A 22,474-nucleotide genomic window follows, 5' to 3' on the forward strand; every position below is an offset into this window, starting at 1 on the left:
GGCGGTCCCGCACGTCCCACAATCCGGCCTCGCCGATGAGCGGAAGGGATTCACGACGACTTCGTCATCACCGCGATCATGATGACCGAGGACCCGACAACGGTGCGCTACGACGAGCGCGTGGCGGCGGGACGGGCCAGCATCAACGGCGTCTCCATCGCCCCCAAGGAGGAGGCGATCGCCACCGGCCGGAAACTGCTCCGCTTCCGGGTGGATGCGACGGTGAAGGCGATCCGGGCCTCGATCGAGGCGAGCATGGCGGAAGCGGGACGGTGAGACCGGCGCGGGTCCCGGCAACCCGTGGCAGGAGCGACGGGGGGGTTCGCCACGGGCTGCCGGCGCTCGCCGCGCTCGCGGCGGCGCTGTGCCTCGATACGGCGCCGCTTACCGGCCAGGTCCCGCTCGGCAATCCCAGCGGGAGGGGGCAGACGGTGACGCCCGCTTTCGAGGGCTGGTACCCGAACGCGGACGGCACGCTGTCCCTCTCCTTCGGCTACTTCAACCGCAACTTCGACGAAACGATCGAAGTCCCCCTGGGACCGGACAACACGATCGAGCCGGCGGAGTTTCAGGGCGCCCAGCCCACGTCGTTCGCCCCAAGGCGCCACTACGGCGTGTTCGTCGTCCGGGTCCCGGCGGATTTCGGTGAGGGGAAGATCTACTGGACGCTGAAGATGCGCGGCCAGACGCTCCGCGTTCCGGGCCACCTGCACCGGGACTGGCAGATCGACGCGCTCAAGGGCGAAGCGGGCGACGGCAACACGCCCCCCGTCCTCCGCTTCGGAGCGGGTGACGAAGGCGCCGGACCGGCCGGCGCCTGGGGAGGCCCCCTCAAGGCCCGGGTCGGAGAGCCGCTCGACGTAAGCGTCCACGTCCGGGACGACGGCGTGGGACGGAGTCACTTTGTGGCGGGGAGCCGCGACGGCTCGCCCGTCAACCTCGCATGGTTCAAGCACCAGGGTCCGGGCGACGTGACGTTCGGCGAGCCCACCGCCCGTGTCCCGGCCAGCGGAGCCGAAGCCGCAACCCCGGTCACTTTCAGTGAGCCGGGCGACTACATCCTGCGCGTGCGCGCCAACGACGGTTCCGGTGTCTCCGCCGCCGGCCACGCGCAATGCTGCTGGACGAACGGATTCCTCCCGGTCGTGGTCAACCCGTAACCGGGCGGATTCGAGGAGGTTCGAGGAGAACGATGATGAGAAAGTTCGATCCGATTCCCTTGAAGCGAGCGGCCATCGCGATCGGAGCGGCATTCGGCGCCCTGAGCGTCGCGGGGCCGGCGGGGGCGCAGCAGAACGGGTCTGGAGACATGACCTTCAACCGGGACGTGATGCCGATCCTCCAGGCCAAGTGCCAGGAGTGTCACCAGGAAGGCTCGATCGCCCCGATGTCGCTCCTCACGTACCGGGACGCGTACCGCTGGGCATCGAGCATCCGCGAGAAGGTCTCGAACCGAGTCATGCCACCCTGGCACCTCGATCCCACGGTCGGGATCCAGGAGTTCAGGAACGACCGCAGCCTGTCGAACGAGGAGATCGGGACAATCGTCGCGTGGATCGATGGCGGCCGGGTAGAGGGCGACCCCGCGGACCTGCCGCCTCCCGTCGAGTTCCCCGATCCGAACGAATGGCGCCTCCTCGATGAGTTCGGGGAACCCGACCTCGTCATCGCGTCCGAACCCTACACGCTCGAAGCCGAAACGATGGACAAGTGGTGGCGGCCCGTCACGCCGACCGGCATCACGGAGCCCCGCTGGGTAAAAGCCATCGAAATCAGGCCTGCGGGCAACGATGGGCGCACGATCACACACCACGTCCTCGCCTTCCTCCAGCAGAACGAGGAGGAGAGCCCCATGAGCGCCCGCATCGTCGAGGCGAGCACGCGCGGGGGCGCGATGGGCGGCCCGGATCTCTTCATGGAGTGGGCCGTGGGCAAGGAGGGAGAGATCTTCCCCGAGGGCGCGGGCAAGATCATGCTCCCCGGCTCGCAGATCCGCTGGGAGGTCCACCTCCACGCGATGGGCGAGCGCGTCGAGGACAGCTACGTCGAACTCGGCGTCTGGTTCTATCCCAAGGGCGAGGAGCCCCGGAACCGCACGCGGCTCATGATCTACAACGCCACGGGCCGGACGGGCCTCGACATCCCGCCGGGCGAGATCGCCGTCACGCAGGACTTCCACACCCTGCGCTGGCCCGCCCGCCTGGAGAACTTCCAGCCGCACATGCACATGCGCGGCAAGGCCATGTCGCTCGAGGCGATCTACCCGGACGGCCGCAAGGAGTTGATCAACCAGGTCGACAACTTCCAGTGGAACTGGCACATCAACTACATCTACGAGGAAGACGCCGCGCCGCTCCTCCCTGCCGGGACGACCCTCGTCATTACCGCCTGGCACGACAACACGGTCGAGAACCCGAACAACCCCGACCATGAGCAGTGGGTCGGCTACGGGGATCGGACCGTGGACGAGATGGCGCACCTGTGGGTCGACGTGACCTACCTCGATCCCGCGGAGTTCGAAGCGCTGGTCGCCGCCCGCGAGGAGGCGAGGCGCGCCGCCGAGGCCCAGGCGAACAACTCGAACCACTAGGCGGCGGGAAGCCGGGCACCACAGACGACACCGGAGATCCGGATCGATGACCGCGACCGGCCAGAGCCTCACGCCCCTGCTCGTCGTTCGGGACGTGGCAGCGAGCTCAGCCTGGTATGTCGAACTCTTCGGCTTTGTGAGCGGCCGGGGGGGCCATCACTTCGAGCGGCTCCTGGCGCCGGACGGACGCGTCGAACTGCTGCTGCACCACCGCGAGTTCAAGGCCCACCCGGGGATGACGGACCCGGCGGAGGGGACGCCCGGCCGCGGCGTCCTGCTCTACTTCTACACCGAGGACGCGCAGGCCGTGTTCGAGCGGGCCCGCGCCATGGGGGCCGACTGCCTCGACGAGCCGCACCTCAACCCCAACGCCCGCTCGATCGAGTTCACCCTCCGCGACCCCGACGGCTACCCGATCTCCGTCTCTCAGCGCCTCCCGCGCGACGATTAGCAAAGCTCGCGAGCCTTTCTTATGCCCGCTTTTCGCGTCGTGACGCGATGGTACTTGACATGGTACCATGGGCGGACGATTCTCGGAATCCATGCGGACCAGACACCGGAAGACCCTGGAGCGCGTCCACCGGAAGCCGACGCCCTCGGATATCCGGTGGGACGAGGTCCGGGCGATGCTACAGGCGTGCAACGTTCAGGTCGTGGAACGGTCGGGGTCGCGCGTTGGACTCCGAAAGGACGATGAGAGGATCGTGATCCATCGACCCCACCCGCGGCCGGTCGTAGGCCGGGAGACGGTCCGAGACATTGCGGCCTTCCTGCGAGCGACGGGAGTAGCGCCATGATGGAATACAAGGGATACCTGGCTGCGGTCGAGTTCGATGACTCGAACAACATCCTCCACGGCCGGGTCGTTAACAGCGGTCCATATCCGATCGCCACGTTCGAAGCGACGGACACCACGCAACTACGGCGGGAGTTTCACCGCTCCATCGATGAGTATCTCGCCTGGTGCGTGGAGGACGGGGTGGAACCCAAGAAGCCCTTTTCCGGCAAGCTGAACGTTCGCCTGGGCTCCGATCTTCACGAGGCCGTTGCGCGGGCAGCGGCATCGCGGGAGATGAGCATCAACTCGTGGATCGTGGAAGCCGTGCGGGAGCGGGCCACCGCTCCCTATCGGACCACGGACGAATAACTCCGGAGCGAACGACTCAGCAGCTGAGGCAGTTGTGGTTGTTCTTCGCGCCCATGCTCTCGAGGAGGGCGATCGTCTCGAAGAAGGGCTGCACGCGCTGGATGGGGCCGTTCGCCATGTCGACCGTCGTCTGGCCGCTGCGGGCCACGATGAGCGGGTCGGCGCCGTTGCCGACGAGGTACTCGATCAGTTCGTTGTCGCCGCGCGCCGCGGCGTAGTGCAGCGCCCCGAAGCCATCCGAGTCGCGGCCGTTGACGTCCGCGCCCAGTTCCTCGACGAGATACCTCGCCGTGGCCATCCATTCGTCGGGTCGATGCCGGTGCTGGTTGCCGGTGCGTGAGCGCCCGTAGCCATAGCCCGCGGCGGCGACGAGCGGCGGGATGCCGGGTCCGCCGACCTCGACGGGCGGCAGTCCGCTCGGATCCTCTTCCTCTTCCTCATCGGCGGGCCGACGGCGGCGGCGCTCGGGCGCCTTCCGGGTCGGCATGTGCGGGTCGGCGCCGGCGGCCACGAGCATTTCCATGGCCGGGATGTCGAGCGCCTTCGCGGCGCGCCAGAAGGGCGTCGCGCCGCTGAAGTTCACGCCCAGCAGGTCGAAGTTGTACGCCGAGTACCAGATGTGCGTGTTCACGCGCGCGTTCGGATCCGCCCCGGCGGCGAGGAGCATCTCCATCAGCTCCATATAGTCAAGTTCCTGCTGGCGGAACGCGGTGGGCTGCGGGTACAGCGCTTTGGGGGCCCAACGGTTGGCGACCGTCGCGTAGAGCGGTGCCACGCCGTCCTCGCTGGCCAGGTTCGGGTCCGCCCCCTGTTCGAGCAGCCAGGCCGCGAGGTCGTAGTGCCCGTTCACGGTGGCGACGACGAGCGGCGTACTCATGTCGCCTTCGGTGCGTCCATCGATATCGGCACCCGCCGCGACGAGGGCCTTGACCGTCTCGAAGTGGCCTTCGCGAACCGCGTAGTGGAGCGCGGTCATGCCACCCTGCTTGCCGACGATGTCGCTGTAGCTCAGCGGCCGCGGCGCGGGCTTCGGCTCCTCTTCCGCCGGTTCCCCGGCAGGGTCTTCGTCCTCGGCAGGGTCTTCGTCCTCAGTAGCCTCTTCGGCTTCTTCCGTCTCCTCCGCGGCTCCCGCCGCCTCGGCGGCCGCTTCATCCTCGGGCGGATCCTCGCCCCGGGCTTCGTCGGGTTCCTCCTCCGGTGTCTCCGGGGGCGCGCCGGCCGCGGGTTCCTGGCCCGGGGTCGTGCCGGCGCCTTGCGTCGCCGGGGCCGTGCCGGTCTGGTCCCGATTCGCTCGATCCGCCGCCTCTCGCCGCGTCGGCTCCTGGCCGGACGGCGTGTCGGTGCGGGTAATCCCGACTTCCACGGTCTCGCCGCGCGCCTCGGCCTCGGCCTTCCGAATCGCCGTGAGAACTTCCCGCCGCCGGCCCCGCGCCTCGCTATCGGTGCGCGCCTTCTCGACGAAGTCCAGGACATGGGACGCGACCGATACGTCGGCGCCGTGGGCGATCAGGGCTCGCACCGCCTCCAGACGTCCGGCGGCGGCCGAGAAGATGAGCGGCGTCTGGCCGTTGGCCCCCTCCTGCGCGTCGACCTCGGCTCCGGCCTCGAGCAGGCTCGTGAGGGACCTCACGTCCCCGCCGGCCGCGGCGAAGTGGAGCGGAGTGGCACCTGTCGTCGTCACCGCGCTTGCATCGCTTCCGGCCTCAAGCAGGAGGGCGACCGCGTCGGCCCGGCCATCCCGGCTCGCGAGATGGAGCGGCGTGTAGGCGCCCAGACGCGTGGTCGACGCCACGTTGGCACCGGCGTAAACGAGCACCGACACCATCTCCGCGTCGCCCCGCAGGGCCGCCCAGTGCAGCGCCGTCATGCCATCGCCCTGCGCCGCGTTCACATCGGCCCCGTCCCGGAGGAGGGTACGAACGGCCTCGAGGTCTCCCTGCGCCGCCGCCTCGGCGACGGGCGCGTCCGTCGCCACAGCCGCCCACAGCGTGGTAGCGCAGAGCGCGACGAGGACCCCCGACCGAAGTCCGGCCTTACCTACTCTCTTCAACATCGATCTGCCTCCGACCCTCCGAACGACGCTCCGCCTCAATCCTGTGCGACCGCGGAGAACGAGAAGCCGCCGGTGCTGTCGCCGAAGCTCGTCATGTCTTCCATACCGAGCTTGTGCATCAGGCTCAGCATCACGTTGGCCATCGGCGTCCCGTCCGGCGCCTTGATGTGCATGTTGCCCTCGAGTTCCCCGCCGGCCTTCCCGACCACGAACAGCGGGCAACGCTTGTGGTTGTGCAGGTTCGAGTCGCCCATCGGCGAGCCGTACAGGATCATGCTCTTGTCGAGCAGGTTCCCGTCCGGCTCCTCGATGCTGGCCAGCTTCTCGAGCAGGTACGGCAACATGCTCACGTGGTAGCGGTTGATCTTCTCGTAGTCCGTCACGCGGTCCTCGCGGCCTCCGTGGTGCGAGGCCGGGTGGAAGCCGGCGTCCACGCCGCTGCCCGGATACACCCGGCCCGACCCATCGCGGCCGAGCTTGAACGAGAACACGCGCGTCAGATCCGACTGGAAGGCCAGCGCCTGCAGGTCGAACATCAGGTGGACGTGCTCCGCGAAGTCATCCGGCACCCCGGGCGGGGCCTCGGGAATCTCCCGCGTCTCACCGCTCGTGTTGTGCGCCTCGATGCGCTCGATGCGGCGCTCGATCTCGCGGATGTTGTCGAGGTACTGATCCAGCCGCCGCCGATCCGTGGCTCCGAGATCACGCTTCAGACCGCTGACCTCGCCCATGATCCAGTCGAGGATGCTGCGATCGGTGCGCCGGCGCCGGGCCCGGTCCTCCGATGTCCCGCCGGCCCCGAACAACTGGTCGAACGCGGCCCGCGGATCGCGGATCATGGGCAGCGGCTCGGTCGGCGACGCCCAGCTGATCGTGTCGGTGTACACGCAGGCGTAGCCGTACGCGCACCCGCCGGCCTGGTCCACGTTCTCGATGCACAGCTGCATGGAGGGAATCGGCGTGTCCTGCCCGAAGCGCTGCGCGTAGTACTGGTCCATCGAGGTGCCGACGAACACGTCGGAGCCCTCGGTCTGCTTCGCGTGGGCCTGCGTGAGGAAGGTGGCGCTGGAACGGAAGTGGTCGCCGCCGATCTCCTTCGCCGTCTTCGCCTCCGCGTTCTCGACATCCGTGTTCGAGATGATCGTCAGGTAGTCGCGCCACGGCTCGAGCGGGCTCAGGCTGCTCGGCGTGAGGTCGAAGTCGCGCCCCACCTTCTCGGGCGACCACATGAACTGCGACGCGCCCCACTCGTTGCAGCCGGCGGCGCCGTGCACCATCTCGATGCCCACGAACCGTTTCACGTCCGTAAGCGACCGGGTGGAGGCCCACAGCCGGCCGGCCGGCAGCATCGCATCCAGGAACGGCAACGCCACCGTCGCCCCCAGGCCCCTCAGGGCCGTGCGGCGGGAGATGTGCTTACCCGTGATGAGTTCCATGCTCACTCCTCCTGATCTGTTTCGCCGGGCGGCTCCCTCAGTGCCCGCCTGCGTCGATATCTTCGTCGGCGACCATCTCGACGGCGCTCATCTGGAAGGGCGCGCTCTTCACGACCTCCATGATGAACGTTGTCATCCGATAGCCATCGGCCTGCGCCACGCGTGCGATCTCACGCACCGTGGACATGTCGTAGTACTCGATCCGCCGCCCCAGGGCGTAGGCCATGAGATTCTCGATGAACGTCCGCACGAGCGAGTCCTCGCGGTCGAGCAACGCCGCCCTCAGATCCGCGGCGCTCATGATCGGGGTCCCGTCGTAGAGTTCGCCCGTCGTGTCCACCGTCCGGCCCTGGTCCTTGATCCGCCACGCCCCGGTGACGTCGAAGTTCTCCAGGGCAAGTCCGATCGGGTCGATCACCCGGTGGCACGACCGGCAGGCCGGGTTCGAGCGGTGCATCTCGAGCCGCTCGCGCACGGTGAGGAAGCGGCCCTCCCGAGCCTCGTCCGTCACTTCGAGGTCGGGCACGTCCGGCGGGGGCGGGGGCGGCGGAGTCCCGAGCAGGACCTCCATCACCCACTTCCCGCGCAGGACCGGCGAGGTGCGGTCCGCGTGCGAGGTCAGCGTGAGGATGCTCCCGTGGCCCAGCAGTCCGCGGCGCGCCTCGTCCGGGATCCCGACGCGGCGGAACTCCTCGCCGGTCACGTCGGGAATGCCGTAGTGCCGCGCGAGCCGCTCGTTCACGAACGTGTAATCCGCGGTGAGCAGTTCGAAGAACGACGCATCCGAACGCAGGAGGTGCTCGAAGAAGAGTTGCGTCTCCTGCAGCATCGCCTCCACGAGCCGGTGGTCCCAATACGGGTAGAGCAGCGCGTCGGGGTGGATCTTCTCGAGATCCTGAAGACGGAACCACTGGTAGGCGAAGCGCGTCGCCATAGCTTCCGCCCGCGGGTCGTCGAGCATGCGTCGCGCCTGAGCCTCCAGCACCGCCCCGTCCGAAAGGCGGCCCGCGTCGGCCAGCGCCACGAGTTCGTCGTCGGGGTGCGTGCCCCACAGGAAGTAGGAGAGCCGGGTGGCGAGGTCGATGTCGCTCAGACGGTAGATGTCCCCGGGCGCCACGTCCGCCGGCATCTCCTCGAGCCGGAAGACGAAGTGCGGGCTCGCGAGAACCGCCTGGAGCGCGGTGCGGATGCCGAATTCGAACCCGCCTTCCTCGACGCCGAGGTCGAAGAACACCATGAGGTCGTCGACATCTTCCGTCTCCAGCGGCCGGCGGTATGCCGTGGCCGCCAGCGTCCTGATGATCCGCCGCGCGCAGGGACGCTCCTCGTCGGGCGCCGTGGGCCGGCAGGAGAAGATCCGTTTGCGGCTCGGTGTCTCCGAGATGCCGGTGACCGTGAACGGACCCGTGACGAGGAAGTCGCGCAGGTGCGGGAGCGTCGTCACGCCGTAGGCGCTGCCGATGTTCGAGTCGGCGAGCTTGTAGTCGATCGGCTTGATGAGGTCGTTGTCCGGACCCTCGGCGTTGAGGAGGAAGGCCGCCGTCACCCGCTGCGGACCCGCTCCCACATGGATTGGCTCGGTCTCGATCACCATCCCCTGCGGGTCGGACTCCGACATGAACGGGTCGATCTCGAGCAGCGCCACCCGAGCGCCGTCGATCGAAACCTCGATCTTCTCATCCGGAGCCGTCATCCCATACAGGAACCCCGTCGGCCCCGGGTGCATGTCCATCTTGAACACGTACTCCCCATCGGCCGGGAAGACGTGGATCACGGAGATGCCGCCCCTCGTCCCGAAGGGCGCCCCCTCGGCCCGAACGGCCTGCGACGCCGTCTTCGGCACCTTGTAGGTGACCTGGCGCGGGCCCGCATCCGGGTCGCCGACGGCCATGCGGCTGATCTCGCTCGCCGCCCGCAGATAGCCTTCCATCAGCGTCGCGGACATCATCTGGACGTCGGCGATGTTGTCGAAGTTGTCGCTGATCGTCTCGGTCGGGAGGAAGGCCTCCATGTCGACGTCGAGATCGAGCAGGTCCTGGACCGCGCGCCGATACTCCGCGCGGTTGAGGCGTTGGAAGGTCCGCGTGCCCGGGTTCGGGTTCGCGTGCGCCGCCGCGTCCATGCCCGTCTCGAGCGCCTCGACCACGGCGGTGAGCGTGGCTTCGTCCGGACGCCGGACGCCGGGCGGCGGCATCATGCCGGCGCGGAGCCTCCGGATCATCTGCTCGGCGGTCTCGGGGTCGGCCTGCGGCTCGTCGGCGTCGAATTCGAGGAAGGAGCGGTTGCCCGCCCGGCGCGAGTCGTTGTGGCAGCGGGTGCACACCGTCTGGATGACCGAGTTCGCCAGCGTGTCCGGCACGGGGGCGACCGCGAGGGCGTGGGGAGCCCCACCGAGCGGTGCATCCTCGCCCGCGAGAGCGAGATACAGCGCCGCCGTTCCCAGAGCCGCGATCGCGAACTTCTTCATTTGGTCCCTCACCGGCTGTCGCCCGATCCAACCGGGCAAACACCGCAACCCGGTGCGGCGTTTGGACGCACGATCCCCTCCCCGCATCCAGCCTGAGCAAGATAGGACTTTTCGCTGTCGGTTCGCCAGAACAGTGGGTCAGAAGCCGATGGACCTGGACACCTTGGCGGCGAAGACGCGTTCGACGGTCATGCCGGCGGCCAGGTCGCGGCGCTCGGTGTAGACGAGGAAGACGTCGCTGAGCGGCGAATACAGGTAGTTGAAGCGCACGTTCGTCACGAACTGGTCCTCGGCCGCATTGTACTGCACGAAGGCGCTCGCGAAGACCTTCGTCGAGAAGCCGTAGTCGACCCGCCCGCCGAACACATCCGCCGTGAACGCCCCGTCCGGGAGCGAGATGTCGTTGTGGTTCGCCGACAGATCGACGGAGAGGTGATGGTTCGGCCGCCACACGAGGCCGCCTGACAGCGACGTCAGCGTGCCGTCGAAGAACCCGCCGCGCTCGACCCGAACGAACCCCGTCAGCGCCCGCCCCGGTGCCGACCGGTACTGCACCGAGCCCGTGCCGAAGTCGTAGCGGCCGGTCGGAATCGTCGCGTCCCTCGAGACCCGGAAGGGTTCCCGCAGGAGTTCGAACCGGTCCGTGTAGTTCAGCGTGAGCCCGCTCCCGTTCAGGAACGAGATCCCGAACCCCGCCGTCCGCCTCCGCGTCACGAGGACGGACTCGAGATCCCGGATGTCGTCGAGCTCGACCCAGGGATTGACCTCCTGCACGCCGGGCACGGGCGGCCGTGGGTGGAGCCCCACCGTCGCGTAGCTCTGGCGGATGTCGCGCCGGCGCACGAAGCCCACCGTCGGGTTGAAGTCCTCTCCCACGTGGCGCCACAGCGCGGACACGTCCCACAGCTCGTCACGCCAGCCGGCCCACATCCGGCCCGCAAGGGCGTTCCCGTCGGGATCCGGCGAGCCCGTCCAGGCGAGGAACGGCGCGAGGAGCAGCGACGGGAGCGGCCTCAGGTTCGCATCGAACCCCACGTTGCGGTTGAAGTCGGGATATCCCTCGATGTCCGAGCCCGTCGCCTCGCGGTTGATGAAGATCGCCCCCACATCCGACGTCCCGAACACGCTCCGGCGCGCCCGCATGACCGAGAAGTTCTCGGCCGGGAGGCCGCGGCCGGACCGGGTCTGGAGGTTCATGAGCCCGACCTCGAACCCGGCCGTCCGGCCCGTGAGCCGGGCCCCGCCGAGGATGGGGATCGGCTCGCCCCTCCCCGTGAGCCCGATGCGGCGCGAGTGAAACAGGGTGAGGTCGCGCAGCGAGACGCCGGTCCGGTAGCTGCGCTCCGACTGGTCGCCGAAGGCGAAGGTGCCGGAGTTCTCGACGAAGAAGTCCCGCTTCTCCGGGAAGAAGAGCGGGAAGCGGGTGAGGTTGACCTGCTCCTGGTCGACCTCCACCTGGGCAAAGTCCGTGTTGTAGGTGAGGTCGAGCGTGAGCCCCGGGGTGACCCCGAACTTGACGTCGAACCCGAGGTCGGCCTGGGTGCCGGCGCGCCCTTCCTCGATCAGCGTCCCCGTCTGGTCCTGCGCGAGCGCGTAGGGCTTCACCCGCAGGTTGAGTCCCGGCCCCACACCCCGAAATCCGGTCAGCGTCCCGGCCTTCGACATCTTGTGGATCTGGTCGCGCCGGTCGAGCGGGGCCCAGAAGGTGTCCTCCGCCTTGCGCCGGATGCGGCGCAGGATCTGGAGTCCCCACGTCTGGTCCTCCTCCGAGGGATTGAAGCGGAGCGTGGAGAACGGAATCTCGATCTCCACCGTCCACCCCTCGTCGTCGCGGGCCGTCTCGACGCGGATGGGGCCTTCCCAAGCCTGGTTCTCGGAGCGGCTGTCGTCGAAGAGCTGGACGTCCTTGAGCGCCCCGCCGGGATTCACGAGGAACATGAACCCGTTGCGGCGGTCGAGGTACGTATCGAGCGCCACCCCGAAGACATCCGACGACCCGCTGTTGAAGTCCTGCTTCAGACTGGAGATGAAGTAGCGGTTGGGCTCCGAGTCGTGGCAGATCGCTCCGATGTAGAGGGCGCGGTCGTCGTAAGCGAAGTAGACGACGGTGTTTTCCGTGGCGGGCGCCCCCGTGTCGGGACGGGACTGGACGAACCCCGTGAGAGGTTGAGCCTGGCCCCAGACGGGGTCGTCGAGGCGGCCGTCCACGGTGGGGGGCGCCTCCGTGCGCAGGGCCGCGGCGGTGGGGCGGGGCGCGGATTCGACGGCGATCCGGGCCGGTCCCTCCCGGCCCGGCTCCTGCGGCACGGCGGCCGCCGGCACCAGCGAACCGAGCAAGAGGATGGGCGGAGCAAGACGGAGACCGCCTGCGGTCGCGGTGCGGGACCTGTGGCGAGTCCTCATCGGCGATCCGTTCAGTTCCAGCTCAGTCCCCGCAGTTGTTCGACGTCGAGATTCCCGCCGCTCAGGACGCAGGCGACCTTCGTCCCCGGCGGCGCGTCGATGAGGCCGTGCAGGACGGCGGCGACCGGCGCGGCGGCCGCGCCCTCGGTCACGAGCTTCGCCCGCGTCATCAGCCACAGCATGGCGTCGAAGATGTCCTCGTCGGGAAGCGTGACGACGCGCTCCACGAAACGGCTCACGACGGATGCCGTGTTGTCGCCGACCCTCATCACCTTGAGCCCGTCGATCGCGCAGTCCACGGTCTCGAGGGTGACCATCTCTCCGGATTCGACCGTGCGCTTCATGGCGGGCGCCCCCGAAGATTCCACGCCGATCACGCGGATGGCGGGGTTCACGCTCTTCAGGGACATCGCGTTACCCGAGATGAGTCCCCCGCCGCCGATCGGGATGACGACGACTTCGACCTCCGGCCAGTCCTCGAGGATCTCGAGGCCCAGCGTGCCCTGGCCCGCGATCAGCCGCGGGTGGTCGAACGGGTGCACGTACGTGAGTCCGCGCGCCTCGACGAGTTCGAGCGCCCGCTCGTTCGCCTCATCCCAGATCGACCCGTGGAGGACGACCTCGGCGCCGTACTCTTCGGTGGCCGCGATCTTGGCCGGGGTCGCGTTCTCGGCCATGACCACGACGGCGGGAATCCCGTACAGGCGGGCGGCGAGCGCGACGCCCTGCGCATGATTCCCCGCGGAGGAGCAGATGATACCCCGCGTCTTCTCCTCCTCGCTCATGTGGGCCAGCACGTTGAGGGGCCCGCGCACCTTGTAGGAACCGCCCCTCTGGAAGAGTTCGGCCTTGAGCCGGATGTCGAATCCGGAAGCCTCGCTGAGCGAGCGCGACGTGAGAAGCGGAGTGTGGTAGACGTGCGGCGCGACGTGCTCTCGTGCGCGCTCGAAGTCCTCGCGGGTCAGCGTGAGTCCGGGGATCTCGACATGTGCCGTCACGGGCGGCGTCTCTCTCGGCTGGTGGGGTGGCGGCCGGTTCCGGGTCGGATTCGGCGGGGCGTCGTCGATAATCCTCCGGCGGAACCCGAACGCGCAACAGTTAGAGGGCACGCGACCTTGCGGCGGGCGGCGTTCGTCGGCGACACTCACACGCGCCCGCCCGCAAGGACATCCGGTCGAGGACCCGCCACTTGAACCAGGCACACGACACTCCCCCATCCGCCCGCGAACGCTTCGGCAGCCGGGTCGGCTTCGTGCTCGCCGCCGTGGGGTCCGCGGTCGGGCTGGGGAACATGTGGCGCTTCCCCTACCAGACGGCCGAGGGGGGCGGCGCGGCCTTCCTCGTGGCCTACGTCTGCATGGCGTTTCTCATCGGGGTGCCGATGATGCTGGCGGAGTTCGCCGTGGGTCGGCGCGCGCGCCGGTCCGCGATCGGTGCCCTGCGCGCGGTCGGCGGCAGGCGCTGGGCGGCGGCGGGGCTCCTCTTCCTCGTGACGTCGACCGTGATCATGGCCTACCTGTCGGTCATCACCGGCTGGGCCCTCCGCTACGCCCTCGACGGGCTCACCACCGGATTCCACGCCGACGCCGCCGGGCGCTACGCGTCGGTCGCGTCCGGTCGCTCGGCGGTCATCTTCCACCTGATGTCGGTCGGCGCGACGGTGGGGATCGTGGCGTTCGGCGTCCGCAAGGGGATCGAGCGGGCGAGCATGCTGCTCATGCCGCTCCTCTTTCTCCTGCTCATCGGCCTCGCGATCTGGGCCGCGACGCTGCCGGGCGCCGCGGAGGGGTACCGCTTCTACCTCTCCCCGTCGCTGAGCGAACTGCTGGATCCCGTCGTTCTGCAGGGCGCGGCCGCCCACGCCTTCTATTCGCTGAGCGTGGGAATGGGGATCATGGTCACCTATTCCTCCTACCTCTCGAAGCGCACGAACCTCGGGCGGGAAAGCGCCGTGATCGCGCTCTCGGATTTCTCCGTCGCCTTCGTCGCTGGGCTCGTCGTGTTCCCGATCGTCTTCGGGCTCGGGCTTTCCGGCGACGTCGGCGAGAGCACGCTGGGCGTCCTCTTCATCTCGCTCCCGAGCGCGTTCGCGCAGATGGAGGCGTTGGGCCGGATCGTCGGCACGCTGTTTTTCGTCGCCGTGATCGTGGCGGCGATCACCTCGGCGGTCTCCCTGCTCGAGGTGGCGGCCGCGATCCTCATCGACGAACGGGGCTGGACGCGCCGACGGGCGACGCTCACTTCGGGCTTCCTCATCGCGGCGATGGGGATCGCGCCGGCGCTGTCCCTCGGCGCCCTCGGAATCATGGACCAGGTCGCCGCGGAACTCCTCACCGTCCTGGGCGTACTCGCCATCGCGGTGCTCGTGGGCTGGGTGATGAAGCACCCGGAGGAGGAACTCCGGATCGGGGCCTCGCCCCGGTTTGCGCGCCTGATTCCGGCGGCGCGCTTCCTGATTCGCTATGTGGCGCCGCCTCTGCTCGCGTACGTGAGCTGGATCGCGCTGCGGCAGACGATCCGCGTGATCGCGGGCTAGAGCGGAATTCGGGAGCGGGACGTGTCGAACCTCGATGGACTCAGAGATGAACTCGCACGCATCGACCGCGAGTTGCTCGAACTCGTGGCCCGGCGGCAGGCGGTCTCCGCGAAGATCGGGGAGCGGAAGCGCGCCTCGCTGAGGGCCACGCGCGACTACCGGCAGGAAAAGGTCGTGATCGAGCGGGCTCGCGCCGCCGCGCGAGAACTCGGACTCCCGCCGCGGCTGGCCGAGGATCTCGTCCTTTCTCTGATCCGTTCGTCGCTCGCCGTGCAGGAACGGGGCAGCGTGGCGGCGGCCGCGCGAGGAGGCGGGAAACGCGCCCTCGTCATCGGCGGTTCCGGGAAGATGGGTGGGTGGTTCGTCCGGTTCCTCTCGTCCCAGGGGTTCGAGGTGGAGAACGCCGACCCCGACGGGGGGGATCGAGCGGACTGGACGACGACGTCGCTGGACCACGACCTGATCGTAGTGGCGACGCCCATGGCCATCGCCAACGAGATCCTCGAACGGTTGGCGGAGATCGGGCCGCCGGGCCTGGTGTTCGACATCGGTTCGTTGAAGAGTCCGCTGCGCTCCGGCCTCACGGCGCTGAGCGAGGCCGGGGTCCGCGTCACGTCCGTCCACCCCATGTTCGGGCCCGACACCGAACTCCTTTCCGGGGAACACGTGATCTTCGTGGACGTGGGCTGTCCCGGCGCGACGGAAGGGGCGGAGGCGCTCTTCGCCTCGACCATGGCCACGCGAGTGCGCATGGACCTGGAGAGCCACGACCGGGTGATGGGGTTCGTGCTGGGGCTCTCGCACGCCCTCAACATCGCCTTCTTCACGGCGCTGGCTCGCTCCGGCGAAACGACGCCGCGCCTCGCGGACGTGTCGAGCACGACGTTCGAGGCCCAGTTGGACGTGGCGCGCGCGCTGGCCGGCGAGAACCCGCACATGTACTTCGAGATTCAGTCGCTGAACGAGTACGGAGATGTCGCGCTGAAGGAACTCGTGGCGGCGGCGGAGAGGGTCCGCGACGCGGTCGAAGCGGGGGACGAGGAAGCCTTCGTCGCCCTGATGTCGGCCGGTCGCGACTACCTGGAGTCCCGCGGTCAGGCGGCGATCGACGACCTGAAGGCGTTCCAGGAGACGCACAGCCTCGGCGGCATCTCCGTTCGGGACATGATGGAGGAGGGTCGCCAGGACTGAACCTGGAGACCCGCTAGTCGTGGCGGGCGAGCCAGGCGCGGAGGCGATCGGCCTCCTCGCTGGCGGACGGAGCGAGTTCCGCCTGGTAGAGCCGGCTGCGGATGACGAAGACATCCATCTCGTCCGGCGGCGCGTCCCGTTCGAGGATTTCTCCCACCTTCTTCAGGAAGAACGTGCCCCAGTCGGGTCGGCGTCCGTCGAGGTCGGTGAAGCCGTACTCCTTCGCCAGCGTCCAGCTTGAGAACAGCCCGCCGCTCTTCGCGGCCACATCGGGATCGGCGGCGAGGGCGGCGATCGCGCCGCCGACGTAGCACGGCGTCTCGGACTCGGCGAAGTACTCGTCCTTCTCGATCGCGTCGCGCCAGTCGGCCTCGGTGACGCCGAAGTGGTCGAGCACCGCCTCCGAGCGCAGGAATCCGGGGGTAATCGCCAACGCCGTCACGCCGTGCGGGTGGAGGTCGGCGGCCATCGCGTAGGCCAGCCGGACGACCGCGTTCTTCGCCAGATCGTAGAACAGGTTGCCGCGGTAGCCGAACGTGTCGCCGTCGGTGACCTCGACGATGAGGCCGGCGTTGCGGTCGACCATCAGCGGAGCGCCGTGCCGGCTTGTGATGATGTGCGTGTGGACGGCGCGCTCCAGCAGCCGCGCGCCCTGTGCGACGGAGAGTTCCCAGAAGGGCTTCCCCCACTCGGTCAGCGCGTCGCCGCCCCAGATGTCGTTCACCAGGACATCGAGTCGGCCCGCCTCGTCGCGGACGCGGGTGAAGAGCCGCTCGACCTCGGACTCAACCGTGTGGTCGGTGCGGACGGCGATCCCCCGCCCACCCTCCGAGGTCACCAGGTCCGCCGTCTCCTCCAGCGTCTCCGGCCGTCCCGGCGTGGCGGGCCGGCCTCGGACGCTGCGGCCGGTGCAGTAGACGGTGGCGCCCGCCTCGCCGAGCATGCGGGCGATGCCGCGCCCGGCGCCGCGCGTCGCGCCGGCGACGACGGCCACCCGGCCTTTCAGCGGACGGTCCGGCATACGGTTCAGAAGCGCAGGCGGAGGAGCGGGACGTTCCAGGCGGTGTGCCGCTGGCCGTTTCGTCTCGGGTCGAGGACGGTCGTGGCGAACGGCAGCGGCAGGCCGACCTCGATTCGTCCTCCGTCCGACCAGTTCAGGAGGGCCGGCGACACCGAACCGGACGCCGCGCGGGCCGCGCTCGACTCTCCCTCCGGCGCGCCGTCGCCCTCCGGCGTCAGCAGGATCCCCAGGCCCAGACCCGCGAGGCTCGTCGCGAGCGGAATCGCGAAGGCGCCGCTATCGCTGTCCGGTTTCGTGATGAGCGAAATGCCGACGCCGCCGAAACCACCGATCAGGCCCCCGAGGCTAATCATGTGCGCGCGACGGGAGGACAGGTCGAACCGGCTCCCGGCGAGCGCTCCGGCGATCAGGCCCGCGTTGCCCACAAGCAGCGTGCTCGCCCACATCGCATCGTCATCCAGATCCAGCGCGACCGCGCCCCCGAGGCCGAACCACGTCCCCCACAGGCTTCCCAGGTACGTCGCCGCGGCCGTGCCCTCCGAAGTCTCGCGCGCGAGGAGCGCGGCCGTGACGATGCCGGCCAGTCCGCCGGCAACTGCCGCGGCCACGGCCTCCTGCTCGCCCGGCTCGCAGTACTCGCAGTCTGGATCGGCGCCCAGACTCAGCGCGTGCGCCCAGCCCACGCCCTGCCACGTACCCCATGTGCCGGCCCAACTGATCGTGCGCGATCGTCCCACCGAGAGGGACGGCGAGAACACGCGGCCGACGAGGTAACCCACCGGCCCGCCGAGCAGCAGACCGACGCCGTGGGACTCCGAACTGGTCGCATCGGCCAGCATGGGTACGGCGACGCCCCCCAGCCACAGACCGTAGAGCGTGGACCAGACCCGGAACTCCGTATCGCCGCGCCGGTCTCGCGCTCCGCCGTCGGGCACCGCCATCCCCGCCGCCGTCGGGCCGGCCAGTGCCCCGAGCCCGTCCAGCCGAGCCCGGGCCAGCGCCGCACCCGGGGTGTCGGGGTAGCGGCGGACGACTTCCTGATACAGGGCCCGGGCAACCTCGAGTTCGCCGCGCTCCTCGAAGTCGCCCGCGGTCGCGACCAGCACGGCCGCGGAATCCGCAGGGGTCACCTGCGCGGCGACGTGCCGCGGGCCGCCGAGGACACCGGCCAGGAGAGCGATGACCGTCAGGCCCGAGAGCCGGACCCACACCTCTCCTCGCGAGGCCGCCCGTCGCGAGTTCACCGGGGCGGGCCGGTCAGCGGATGCCGACGATGCCGCGGACCGACTCGATCAGCTTCGGAGCATCCCAGCCCACGCCGCCCTTGAACACGATGCGGGTCTCGCGGATGTGGCCGTCCGCCTCGGGGTCGCCCTCCAGCACGACGAGGTCCGCGACCTTGCCGACCTCGATCGTGCCCGTCTCGTCGTCGATCCCCAGCACCCTGGCGCCGTTCGCGCTCATGATCCGGACGACTTCGGCGGGCGTGAACCCGGCCTCGAGCAGCAGTTCGTAGTTCTTCTGGTCGCCGTAGCCCGGGGGCGCCGCGCCGTACCCTGTCGGGTCGACTCCGGCCGCGAGCGTGCCCCCCGCCTGCACGAAGGCGTACTCGTACTCGAGCGCCTTCCGGTAGACATCCGGGTGGATCCCGATCCCGGAATCGAGCGTTGCGTTCCGCCGCAGGTCCGCGATCTCCCGCACCTCCGCCGCGATTTCCGGTGCGAGGATGTCGTAGACGCGCTCGTCGATCGGGCCCCGGCCCGGCACGGAGATCTCGTACACGGCGAGCGTCGAGGTCATCGCGACGTCGTTCTCGATCATCATGCGGAACGTTTCCTGCACCTCCTCGGAGTCCACATCGAGGTCGGCGTAGCCGTTCCGGAACCCCGACGGGCAGTCGTCCGGCTCCTTCCCGGGGAAGTACTCGCTGTTCGCGAGGAGGCCGTGCTCCAGGTTGTCGATCCCGAGCGCCACCGCCTCCTGGTATCCGACGGAGCAGAGGTGGGCCGTCACCTTCACGCCGTGCCGGTGCGCCTCGTCGATCGCCGCGCCGAGCTCCTCGCGGCTGATCCAGGTGTAGGCCTTGAACCAGGGCACGCCCTCCTCCGCCCAGTAGCGGACGAGACGCCGCGCCTGCTCCGGCCCCTCGAGCTGGGCCATCGACTGCGACCCCTCCTGCCCCGTGAGGTAGGGACCGGTCGTGAACATGTTCGGGCCGATGGTGCGCCCCTCGTCGATGGCCCGCTTGAGGTTGATCTCCTCGTACGGCGCGCGCGCCCCCGTCGTCCGGATCGTCGTCACACCGGAGGCGAGATAGAGCCGCGACCCCGAGAAGGAGAGCTGCGCCGCGCGTCCGTTCCCGCCCGTGTAGTAGCTGTGGTTGTGCAGCCCGATGAGGCCGGGGATGACGGTATGCCCGGAGAGGTCGAGCACCTGGGCGTTCCGGATCCGGTCCGCGACCTCGCCGGCGGGACCGATGTCGGCGATGCGGCCGTCCCGGATGACGATGGTCTGCCCCTCGCGAGCCGGGCCGCCGGTCCCGTCGATGACCTTCACGTTCGTGAGCGCCACGGTGGGCGCCTGCACCGCGATGAAGTCCTCCATCGCTTCCTGCGACTGCGCTTCCGTGGACGACATTCCCCCGACGGCGAGCGCCGCGACGAGGGCGGGAAAGAGGCGGGTGCGGGCGGTCATCATGACAATTCCTTTCTTACGGCGGGGCGTCTCCTACCATTCTTCGGCGACGGATCGAGCCTGCGCCCGGCGGAGAGCCTGATCGACTTCGCCGGAAAGGTCAGCGTACACGGCATTCAGCCTCGCGGTGACGTCCTCGCTGCCATGTTTCGCCGCGTATTCGGCCACCGCGTTCGCGTGGAGTTCGCTTCGCGTCGGTTTCATGCGATCAACCTCCGAGCCGTTGCCGGAAGACCTCTCCGTCACGGAGGCTCGGCGACGTTCATCGTCATCTTCATCCCGGCTTCGAGGTGTTCCGCTATGTGGCAGTGGATCATCCAGCGGCCTGGGTTCGACAGTTCCAGCAGGATGTCCGTCGTGGATGCGGCGGGCAACAGGACCGTGTCCTTCCACACCAAGTTCGGGTTCGGCACCCCGTTCTGCGACAGGACGAGGAAGCGCTGGCCGTGGATGTGGAGCGGGTGCTGCATCGCGTGGAAGGCGCCGCGGTCGTTGATGACGCGGATCTTCACCACATCCCCGACCGCGAAGTTCCACTCGATCTCCTCGTTTTCCCGCCCGGTGGCCGTCTCCCTCAGAACCCAGCGGATCTCGCGCCCGGTCGTGGCCCAGTTCATGCGCGGCATCGTCCCGGTCCATTCCACCGGGTTGAAGTAGACCCAGTCGTAGGCCATCGAGCGCTCGATGGGGAGCGGGAGATCCTCCGTCTCAAGCGTCATCACGAGTTCATGGTCGGGCTCGTCGTCGAAGCGCGGCCGGTAACGGTCGATGTCCGCGATGACGTCCGCATGTTCGCGCAGGGTCTCGAAGGAGGGCCCGTGGTCGTCGGCCGCGGCCCGTGGCGCGACCGTCACGTTGCCCATGGTCCGGAGTTCGGCCCGGAAGACGCCCTGCCGGTGGTTGATTCCCTGTACGTGGTTGACGAGCGCGTGCGTGCCGGGCCGGTCGAAGCGGACGTCGATCACGTAGCGCTCCGCAGGCGCCAGGACCACGCTTCTGGTCCACTCCTCGCGCTCGAAGCGGCCCACATCCGACGCGACGACCTTGAGCGGAAGACGATTCGGGTCCGCCGCGCCGGGATCCGCCGCGCGCTGGTCGGGATCGGGCAGCCCGCCGCGTTCCGTGTCCGCGAATGAGAGATTGAAGGTGCGCGTGTTGGAGGCGTTCGTGAGGTGGAAGCGGACGACCTCGCCCCGGTCGATCTCCAGTTCGTAGCCCGGCTCGCCGTTGACGAGGGCCCGGTTCCCGAACCGGCCCATGAGCACGTAGTTCGCCGATTCCTCGCCGAAGTCCACGAGCCCGTCCTCGTCGAGGAGGATGTCGTCGAGGATGAGGACTTCCTCGCGGTTCGCGGGCCCGTAGTAGTCCGGGTCGGCGGGGTCGACGAGGAGGTTTCCGTACAGGCCGAGTTCCTGCTGGATGTCCTCGCGGTGGTGCGGGTGGTACCAGTAGATGCCCGCGTCCCGGAAGTAGATCCGGTACTGGAACGACTCGCCGGGGGCGACGGGGTCCTGCGTGAGGCCGGGGACGCCGTCGAACGGGTTGTCGAGCCGGATGCCGTGCCAGTGCACCGCCGTCGGATACGGGGTCCGGTTCGTGAAGTTCACGAAGATGGTGGACTTCTCCGGGACGCGGATGAGGGGTCCGGGATGCTGGCCGTTGAAGGCGAGCATGGCGAGTCGGCGGCCGTCGATTTCCCGCCGGACGATGGTCGCCTCGAGGTCGAGCGTGCCGCCGTCGGGGAGGTCGACGGGCTGGCGCGCGGCCACCTCCGGGAGCGTCTCCCACGGGGGCAGATCGGCCGCGCTTTGGAGGCTTGCGGGGCGGGCGCGCGGTTCGAGGTCCATCACGCCGGGCAGCATGGCGATGCCGGGGTACGCGGGGGGCGCGTCCCAGCGACTCGGGGCCCGGTCGGCCGCCCGCCGCGTCGCCGACGGCGCGAGGGCCAGGAGGTCGTGCGCCTCCATAAGCGCGGACGGCGAGCGCCCGCGCAGCACGAGCGGCCCCTCGCGCTCCTCCACAGCGGCCGACGCCTCCGCGCTGACCATCACGAGGAACTTGTTGAGCGCGACGCGCCCCAGCGCGTGCTCGCCGTTTCCGACCGGGCCCAGCGGCACCACGGGAGCCAGTTCGAGCGGCGTCGCCCACGCCATGTAGACCGTGTACGGCCCGAGGGTGGAGGGGGGCGGGAGGCCCTCGATGTGCGCGGTCAACGCGCGGACGTGGTGGCCGGTCGGCGTCACCGTCACGCCGAACGGCGACGGCACCCGCCCGAGTTCGACGAACCCCTGCGCGTCGCCGGCCCGTGCCGTGGAGAAGAGACTGATGCAATGGAGGTCGGCCGCCACCCGGCCCGTCGGCGTGTCCGTGAGCGCGCCCGCGGCTCCGGCGGCGCGCGTCTCCGCGGCCCGTGCCTCGCAGGCGCCGCTGGAGCCCGGAAGCTGGCCCGCCGCGGGGGGCGCCGCGGCGAGCAGGCCGAATACTCCCGCCGTCAGCGCCCGCGCCGGGTGCCGGATCAGTCGTCCGGGTCGTCGTCCGGGATGAACCGGAGCGCGACGCCGTTGTTGCAGAAGCGCTTGCCCGTCGGCTCGGGCCCGTCGTTGAAGACGTGACCTTGGTGTCCGCCGCAGCGGGCGCAGTGGTATTCGGTCCGCGGCAGGATGAGCTTGAAGTCGCGTTTCGTCTCGAGGACGTCGGGAAGCGTCTCGAAGAAGCTCGGCCACCCCGTGCCGCTGTCGTACTTCATGTCGGTGGTGAACAGCGCCTCGCCGCACGCCGCGCACGCGAACGTGCCGGGACGTTTCTCATCGTTCAGCGGACTCGTCCCCGCGCGTTCGGTCGCTTCCTCGAACAGCACCTTGTAGGCCTGCTCCGGGAGCTTCTCCCGCCACTCCTGCTTCGCCTTCCTGTCTACCTTCCCCATGTAACCCATCTTC

At 69.2% G+C, this 22,474-nt stretch carries 18 protein-coding genes; 7 read left to right on the plus strand and 11 right to left on the minus strand.

All coding sequences use genetic code 11. The features are described 5' to 3' along the window. Nucleotides 1-78 precede the first annotated feature (78 nt). From OXN85_02120 to OXN85_02140, 5 genes are all read left to right on the plus strand, one after another. A complete protein-coding gene (locus tag OXN85_02120) occupies nt 79-276 on the plus strand; it encodes a hypothetical protein (protein ID MCY3598755.1) in 198 nt (65 codons plus the stop codon). Then, on the plus strand, nt 273-1,160 hold the full coding sequence (locus tag OXN85_02125) for a hypothetical protein (GenBank protein ID MCY3598756.1): 888 nt from the start codon (nt 273-275) through the stop codon (nt 1,158-1,160). The genes OXN85_02120 and OXN85_02125 overlap by 4 nt, the downstream gene beginning before the upstream one ends. 32 nt (nt 1,161-1,192) lie before the next feature. Beyond that, on the plus strand, nt 1,193-2,590 hold the full coding sequence (locus OXN85_02130; GenBank protein ID MCY3598757.1) for a cytochrome c: 1,398 nt from the start codon (nt 1,193-1,195) through the stop codon (nt 2,588-2,590). Nucleotides 2,591-2,636: 46 nt separating this feature from the next. Further along, nucleotides 2,637-3,041: a VOC family protein gene (locus OXN85_02135; protein ID MCY3598758.1), complete on the plus strand. Its 405-nt coding sequence runs from the start codon at nt 2,637-2,639 to the stop codon at nt 3,039-3,041. Between the two features lie 342 nt (nt 3,042-3,383). Then, on the plus strand, nt 3,384-3,737 hold the full coding sequence (locus tag OXN85_02140; protein MCY3598759.1) for a type II toxin-antitoxin system HicB family antitoxin: 354 nt from the start codon (nt 3,384-3,386) through the stop codon (nt 3,735-3,737). A 16-nt stretch (nt 3,738-3,753) separates the two neighbouring features. Here OXN85_02140 and OXN85_02145 read toward each other — a convergent pair whose 3' ends face one another. From OXN85_02145 to OXN85_02165, 5 genes are all read right to left on the minus strand, one after another. Further along, nucleotides 3,754-5,790, minus strand: a complete 2,037-nt coding sequence (locus OXN85_02145; protein ID MCY3598760.1) for an ankyrin repeat domain-containing protein — start codon at nt 5,788-5,790, stop codon at nt 3,754-3,756. Nucleotides 5,791-5,825: 35 nt separating this feature from the next. After that, nucleotides 5,826-7,226 (minus strand): DUF1552 domain-containing protein, encoded by a 1,401-nt coding sequence (locus tag OXN85_02150; GenBank protein ID MCY3598761.1) that lies wholly within the window; start codon nt 7,224-7,226, stop codon nt 5,826-5,828. A 37-nt stretch (nt 7,227-7,263) separates the two neighbouring features. Further along, on the minus strand, nt 7,264-9,693 hold the full coding sequence (locus OXN85_02155) for a DUF1592 domain-containing protein (GenBank protein MCY3598762.1): 2,430 nt from the start codon (nt 9,691-9,693) through the stop codon (nt 7,264-7,266). A gap of 138 nt (nt 9,694-9,831) precedes the next feature. Continuing rightward, nucleotides 9,832-12,030 carry a DUF5916 domain-containing protein gene (locus OXN85_02160; protein ID MCY3598763.1) on the minus strand — a complete coding sequence of 733 codons (2,199 nt, stop codon included), beginning with the start codon at nt 12,028-12,030 and terminating at the stop codon, nt 9,832-9,834. 77 nt (nt 12,031-12,107) lie between these two features. Further along, the gene (locus OXN85_02165; GenBank protein ID MCY3598764.1) at nt 12,108-13,094 is read right to left on the minus strand and encodes a threonine/serine dehydratase; all 987 of its coding nucleotides are present in this window, start codon (nt 13,092-13,094) and stop codon (nt 12,108-12,110) included. Nucleotides 13,095-13,285: 191 nt separating this feature from the next. Here OXN85_02165 and OXN85_02170 point away from each other — a divergent pair, with 191 nt between their 5' ends. Then, entirely contained in the window at nt 13,286-14,632 is a 1,347-nt protein-coding gene (locus tag OXN85_02170; GenBank protein MCY3598765.1) for a sodium-dependent transporter, read from the plus strand. A 21-nt stretch (nt 14,633-14,653) separates the two neighbouring features. Then, on the plus strand, nt 14,654-15,823 hold the full coding sequence (locus tag OXN85_02175) for a prephenate dehydrogenase/arogenate dehydrogenase family protein (protein MCY3598766.1): 1,170 nt from the start codon (nt 14,654-14,656) through the stop codon (nt 15,821-15,823). A gap of 13 nt (nt 15,824-15,836) precedes the next feature. Here the strand turns inward: OXN85_02175 and OXN85_02180 are convergent, their stop codons facing one another. The 6 genes from OXN85_02180 to msrB all read right to left on the minus strand — a co-directional run bounded on the left by OXN85_02180 (nt 15,837) and on the right by msrB (nt 22,470). Beyond that, on the minus strand, nt 15,837-16,844 hold the full coding sequence (locus OXN85_02180; GenBank protein MCY3598767.1) for an SDR family oxidoreductase: 1,008 nt from the start codon (nt 16,842-16,844) through the stop codon (nt 15,837-15,839). Between the two features lie 5 nt (nt 16,845-16,849). Continuing rightward, the gene (locus OXN85_02185; GenBank protein ID MCY3598768.1) at nt 16,850-18,055 is read right to left on the minus strand and encodes a hypothetical protein; all 1,206 of its coding nucleotides are present in this window, start codon (nt 18,053-18,055) and stop codon (nt 16,850-16,852) included. Between the two features lie 46 nt (nt 18,056-18,101). Next, on the minus strand, nt 18,102-19,541 hold the full coding sequence (locus OXN85_02190) for an amidohydrolase family protein (GenBank protein ID MCY3598769.1): 1,440 nt from the start codon (nt 19,539-19,541) through the stop codon (nt 18,102-18,104). Between the two features lie 30 nt (nt 19,542-19,571). Continuing rightward, nucleotides 19,572-19,742 (minus strand): hypothetical protein, encoded by a 171-nt coding sequence (locus OXN85_02195; protein MCY3598770.1) that lies wholly within the window; start codon nt 19,740-19,742, stop codon nt 19,572-19,574. Between the two features lie 38 nt (nt 19,743-19,780). Then, on the minus strand, nt 19,781-21,886 hold the full coding sequence (locus tag OXN85_02200) for a multicopper oxidase domain-containing protein (protein ID MCY3598771.1): 2,106 nt from the start codon (nt 21,884-21,886) through the stop codon (nt 19,781-19,783). Between the two features lie 167 nt (nt 21,887-22,053). Continuing rightward, a complete protein-coding gene (gene msrB, locus OXN85_02205; GenBank protein MCY3598772.1) occupies nt 22,054-22,470 on the minus strand; it encodes a peptide-methionine (R)-S-oxide reductase MsrB in 417 nt (138 codons plus the stop codon). Nucleotides 22,471-22,474 lie beyond the last annotated feature (4 nt).

The organism is Candidatus Palauibacter australiensis, from assembly GCA_026705295.1.
In the GTDB taxonomy this organism is placed as follows: domain Bacteria; phylum Gemmatimonadota; class Gemmatimonadetes; order Palauibacterales; family Palauibacteraceae; genus Palauibacter; species Palauibacter australiensis.

What these genes read in the sequence shown, in the direction of transcription:
- OXN85_02120 (MCY3598755.1), top strand. Translation starts at nt 79, where the DNA reads ATGATGACCGAGGACCCGACAACGGTGCGCTACGACGAGCGCGTGGCG.
- OXN85_02130 (MCY3598757.1), top strand. Translation starts at nt 1,193, where the DNA reads ATGATGAGAAAGTTCGATCCGATTCCCTTGAAGCGAGCGGCCATCGCG.
- OXN85_02135 (MCY3598758.1), top strand. Translation starts at nt 2,637, where the DNA reads ATGACCGCGACCGGCCAGAGCCTCACGCCCCTGCTCGTCGTTCGGGAC.
- OXN85_02140 (MCY3598759.1), top strand. Translation starts at nt 3,384, where the DNA reads ATGATGGAATACAAGGGATACCTGGCTGCGGTCGAGTTCGATGACTCG.
- OXN85_02145 (MCY3598760.1), bottom strand. Translation starts at nt 5,790, where the DNA reads ATGTTGAAGAGAGTAGGTAAGGCCGGACTTCGGTCGGGGGTCCTCGTC.
- OXN85_02150 (MCY3598761.1), bottom strand. Translation starts at nt 7,226, where the DNA reads ATGGAACTCATCACGGGTAAGCACATCTCCCGCCGCACGGCCCTGAGG.
- OXN85_02155 (MCY3598762.1), bottom strand. Translation starts at nt 9,693, where the DNA reads ATGAAGAAGTTCGCGATCGCGGCTCTGGGAACGGCGGCGCTGTATCTC.
- OXN85_02180 (MCY3598767.1), bottom strand. Translation starts at nt 16,844, where the DNA reads ATGCCGGACCGTCCGCTGAAAGGCCGGGTGGCCGTCGTCGCCGGCGCG.
- OXN85_02190 (MCY3598769.1), bottom strand. Translation starts at nt 19,541, where the DNA reads ATGATGACCGCCCGCACCCGCCTCTTTCCCGCCCTCGTCGCGGCGCTC.
- OXN85_02195 (MCY3598770.1), bottom strand. Translation starts at nt 19,742, where the DNA reads ATGAAACCGACGCGAAGCGAACTCCACGCGAACGCGGTGGCCGAATAC.
- msrB (MCY3598772.1), bottom strand. Translation starts at nt 22,470, where the DNA reads ATGGGTTACATGGGGAAGGTAGACAGGAAGGCGAAGCAGGAGTGGCGG.